Here is a 3,862-nt window from a genome sequence, read left to right on the forward strand (position 1 = left end):
GATAGCAGACCTCCTATTCCTGATTTCGCTGTGCTCCACCGCTGCCGTAGCCGTTTTCATGACTTTCACCCTGCAGGGCTAGAGGAGGAATACGGCTACTGGCGTGTGCAGTGAAAAGTTCGGCAGGAGTGCATGGGAAACGTGGTGGACCTGGTCGGGATCGAACCGACGACCTCTTCCATGCCATGGAAGCGCGCTCCCAGCTGCGCCACAGGCCCACACTGGAGGGAACGGCCGAACCATGTCGACCGCAATTCACATTTTCCCCCACACCCAAGCCATAGTCAAACTACACCCTCCTCACTGCCCTGCCGTCTCGCTTGCGATAAACTAAGCAGAGCTAGGTCCATCTGATAAGTCAATAAATAGGTGGCCACACAATGAACGTTTCCAATCTGCTGGCTTATTCAGGTTCATGTCCAACTGCCTGCCTGGCGGTCCTCCTCTTCGTCTCCCCGAGCACAGCTGCGCAGTCTGCGCAAAGCGGAAACATCCCTGCCGGGGGTGCATCGCCTTCTTCGTCCGCAGCAGCGCCCGCCGCCACGAATGCTCCTGCCCCCGATCCCACGACTCTCACTCAGCTGCAACACGTTTCTCAGAGCACGCTCGCCGATTTGAAGAGCCTTCGTATCGAAAAATGGAAAGCCGATGCCACCCTCAAAAACCAGGCCATCAACAGCTCGGAATCTCTCCAGCGCAATCTGTCGGCGGCTTTGCCGGGCATGATCGACCAGGTGCGGGTTTTGCCTGCCAGTTTTCCGGCTAATTTCAAACTCTACCGCAACGTGAATGCACTCTGCGATGTCTTATCCGAGCTCACCAATACCGCTCGCGTCTTTGGCACTCGCGACGAGTACCAGTCGCTCTCCCACGATAACGACAATCTGAAAGAGATACGCCGCCTGATGGGAGACCGCATGGAGAACCTTGCCAACTACAAGGAGAATCTCCTGGTCAAGCTGCAGACTCAGGTGCAGAGTCAGGCCCAAGCGCCCCCTGCCCCCACCTTGCCAAAGAAGATCGTCGTCGACGACACGGCAACGCAGAAGAAACCGGCGAAAAAGAAGACAACAACCACTCCCTCCGGACAGGCGACTGGCCAGACCGCCAGTCCCCAATCGGGAACTCAGCCGCCGCATTAAGGCAAGGCGGTTGGTTACCTTCAGCAAGCCTGATTACCCTCGGGAACAAAAACTTGCGTCGCGGAGTCTAAATCAGTGCGGGGAAGTAGCTTACGCCTGACTTCCTGGGCCAGCGAATGCCTTCGAATCGGCATTCTCGATCGCGCGACAGGTCGCTTTCGGCGTCGGCTGCGATTACCCACGCGTGTTGTTGTTACAGAAACTTCCTGCTAATGTCGGAGGTAGCGCCGTGTCCTTCCCGGCGGGAGCAGCAACCTTGAGCACCATAGCTGGCACCTTGCAAGTGCGAGCGCAAGAGGCCTCGATCGTCGCCGAACTGAAGGCCGGATCGGAAGAGGCCTATGCCTGGTTGATCGCTCACTACCAGCCCCCCGTATATAGCCTGGTCTATCGCATCCTGAATGACCCTGCAGATGCCGCCGACACCACACAGGAAGTCTTCCTCAAAGTCTTTCGCGGCATGCGTCACTTCAACGCTGCCTCCAGTCTGAAAACCTGGATCTACCGCATTGCAGTTCATGAAGCCTCCAATCGCCGCCGCTGGTGGTTTCGCCACAAATCGCGCGAGACATCGATGGAGCGCGTCGAGCCGGGCCTGCTCCATGAGCCGGGGGTCACGCTGAAAGAATCTCTCGTCGATGCCACTCAATCCCCCTTCGACGACTTCGCGCAAGGTGAATTGCGCGAACGTGTGGAGCGCGAACTGCGCCAGGTGCCGGAACCATATCGCACTACCCTGATCTTGCGAGATATCGAAGAGCTCTCCTACGAAGAAATTGCGGAAGTCATGGAAGTCTCCCTGGGAACGGTGAAGTCGCGCTTGACACGAGGACGCGACTCCCTCAGGAAGCGCCTGGAAAAATATCTGCCGGAGGTGAGTTCCGATTTGTCCTCCTCAGCGCATCAGGCCGGCGCGGAACAGAGTCATCACCAGGTTCCCCGCAGCGGCCGGGAAGTTGAGGCTACGTCATGACCTGCGCCAAGGCAAAATCGTTGTCCACTCATTACCTTGATGGACGCCTCGAGGGTCCCGACTACCACGCACTGGAACGGCACTTGCTCGCGTGCCATGCCTGCAAGTCCAGCGTAAGCAGCCTGGAGCAGACGAGACAGTTGCTCTCGTCCCTGGGACGCAGGAAGGCACCCGCGGACCTGGCTCTGCGGCTGCGCCTGGCCATTTCCCGCGAGGCCGCTGCGGTACGCCGCGATCCTTTCGCGCTGCTCCGCCTCCGTCTCGAAAATCCCCTGAATGCATTCATGGTGCCGGCGACCGCCGGGTTGTTAAGTGCCATCATCATATTCGGCTTGCTGATCGGCTTCTTTGCTCTTCCTGCACAGATCAATGATGTGCCCACGATGCTCTACACGCCGCCAGAACTTGCCATTGCTCCTTTTGGTCTGAGCCAGCCCGTGAATGGCGAATCCGTGGTGATTGAGGCCTACGTGGATGCCAACGGGCGCGTGCAGGACTATCGCGTGCTGACCGCTCCGGGAGGTTCCTCGCTTTCCGACTCCGATCTCAAGAATATGCTCATCTTTACCGTTTTCCGCCCGGCAACCTCATTTGGACGCCCCACCGCCGGACGAGCCATCCTGTCCTTTTCTAAACTGAATGTGAGGGGATAGATCCCAGGGTGGCCCACCTTCCCCTGGGTGCCCCAGATCTCGCGCTTTTCGAGGCTTGGGTATTGGGTGTCCAGGTTCGGCTTCGCTTCTGCCGCTAACCTGGTTACGAATTACTTACTGAGCCTTGGACTTTTTCAGATAATCGCCCGATTCGATATATCCCTTGAGCCTCTCTCCGATGAAGTGCTGCCACACCATGTCGATGGCCTTGGCATCCTGCGCGCTGATCTGGCCTACGCTATTGCATGTCACATGCATGCGCGTTCCCTTTCCATCCGGCTTGAGATCGTATGTGGTGACCAGATCGAGCGCCCTCCCCCCAAATCCCAGGGGACCAGTGAAGCGTAACCTCTTGCCGCGTTCGGCATAGTTCACCGTCGCGTGCAGCACGCCGTCGCCGGAGTCATTGAAGATCTCGTAGAAGCCGCCGCCAGGCTTGGCCTCGATGTACATCTTCTTGGGATGCCCGGAGACAGAATGATCCCACCAGCCACTGATGTCTCCCGTGGCCGCGTCGTACACCGCCTCGGGCGCTGCCGGCAGCAATACCTCAATCTCTATGGAGTATCCGCCAACGGCAAGTTCCTTGACCTCAGCCTGCGCAGCCGGCGAGCAACTGAGAATTAGCCCGCATAACAACGGTGCCAGAACTCCCACTTGTCTCATGTCACCTCCTGAAGGAGTTTCGCCACCAGAGCGTAGCACAGGAATTCTGGCGGGAAGATGCGCGACCAGTGTACGGGTGCCCAGGTTCGCGGCTGCTTTCCTGCCGCTAACCTGGCAAATCTTGAGACCGCGGCGCTGCTTGTGTCGTGAAAGCCCTGAGGGTGCCCCGTTCAAGCGCAGCTTGGGCGGGTTTTTCCATCGCGGTGGCCCATTCAAGCTTTTTTGGGCGAAGGGTGGTTTGCACTGGTACTGGCTGGCCCGGCTCTATCAGTACTTAGAACTTGAACACAACTCCGGTCGAGAGCCGGATGTTATTGCGGTTGGTGCTGAACAGGTGCGCCAGCATGTAGTCGGCTTGCGCCGCGCGCACGTAGAACCCCGGCGAAATCCGATAATCCACTCCGCCCCCCAAAGCCAGAGTGAATCCC

Annotated in this window: 4 protein-coding genes and 1 tRNA gene; 3 read left to right on the forward strand and 2 right to left on the reverse strand. The window is 58.4% G+C overall.

Annotation, left to right across the window (positions count from 1 at the left end):
• Window positions 1-142: 142 nt before the first annotated feature.
• Window positions 143-218 (reverse strand) — tRNA-Ala (locus VEG30_05260).
• Between the two features lie 162 nt (window positions 219-380).
• On the opposite strand from VEG30_05260, the gene VEG30_05265 reads away from it, so the two are divergent.
• The 3 genes from VEG30_05265 to VEG30_05275 all read left to right on the forward strand — a co-directional run bounded on the left by VEG30_05265 (window position 381) and on the right by VEG30_05275 (window position 2,768).
• Window positions 381-1,142 (forward strand): hypothetical protein, encoded by a 762-nt coding sequence (locus VEG30_05265; protein HXZ79318.1) that lies wholly within the window; start codon window positions 381-383, stop codon window positions 1,140-1,142.
• A gap of 256 nt (window positions 1,143-1,398) precedes the next feature.
• On the forward strand, window positions 1,399-2,115 hold the full coding sequence (locus VEG30_05270; protein HXZ79319.1) for a sigma-70 family RNA polymerase sigma factor: 717 nt from the start codon (window positions 1,399-1,401) through the stop codon (window positions 2,113-2,115).
• The gene (locus tag VEG30_05275; GenBank protein HXZ79320.1) at window positions 2,112-2,768 is read left to right on the forward strand and encodes a zf-HC2 domain-containing protein; all 657 of its coding nucleotides are present in this window, start codon (window positions 2,112-2,114) and stop codon (window positions 2,766-2,768) included. Before VEG30_05270 ends, VEG30_05275 begins: the two co-directional genes overlap by 4 nt.
• Before the next feature lie 114 nt (window positions 2,769-2,882).
• Here the strand turns inward: VEG30_05275 and VEG30_05280 are convergent, their stop codons facing one another.
• Entirely contained in the window at window positions 2,883-3,434 is a 552-nt protein-coding gene (locus VEG30_05280) for an SRPBCC domain-containing protein (GenBank protein HXZ79321.1), read from the reverse strand.
• Window positions 3,435-3,862: the final 428 nt, after the last annotated feature.

Source organism: Terriglobales bacterium (genome assembly GCA_035624455.1).
Lineage (GTDB): Bacteria > Acidobacteriota > Terriglobia > Terriglobales > Acidobacteriaceae > DASPRM01.

Excerpts from the sequence above, each read along its gene's own strand:
- VEG30_05275 (HXZ79320.1), top strand. The coding sequence starts at position 2,112 with ATGACCTGCGCCAAGGCAAAATCGTTGTCCACTCATTACCTTGATGGA.
- VEG30_05265 (HXZ79318.1), top strand. The coding sequence starts at position 381 with ATGAACGTTTCCAATCTGCTGGCTTATTCAGGTTCATGTCCAACTGCC.
- VEG30_05280 (HXZ79321.1), bottom strand. The coding sequence starts at position 3,434 with ATGAGACAAGTGGGAGTTCTGGCACCGTTGTTATGCGGGCTAATTCTC.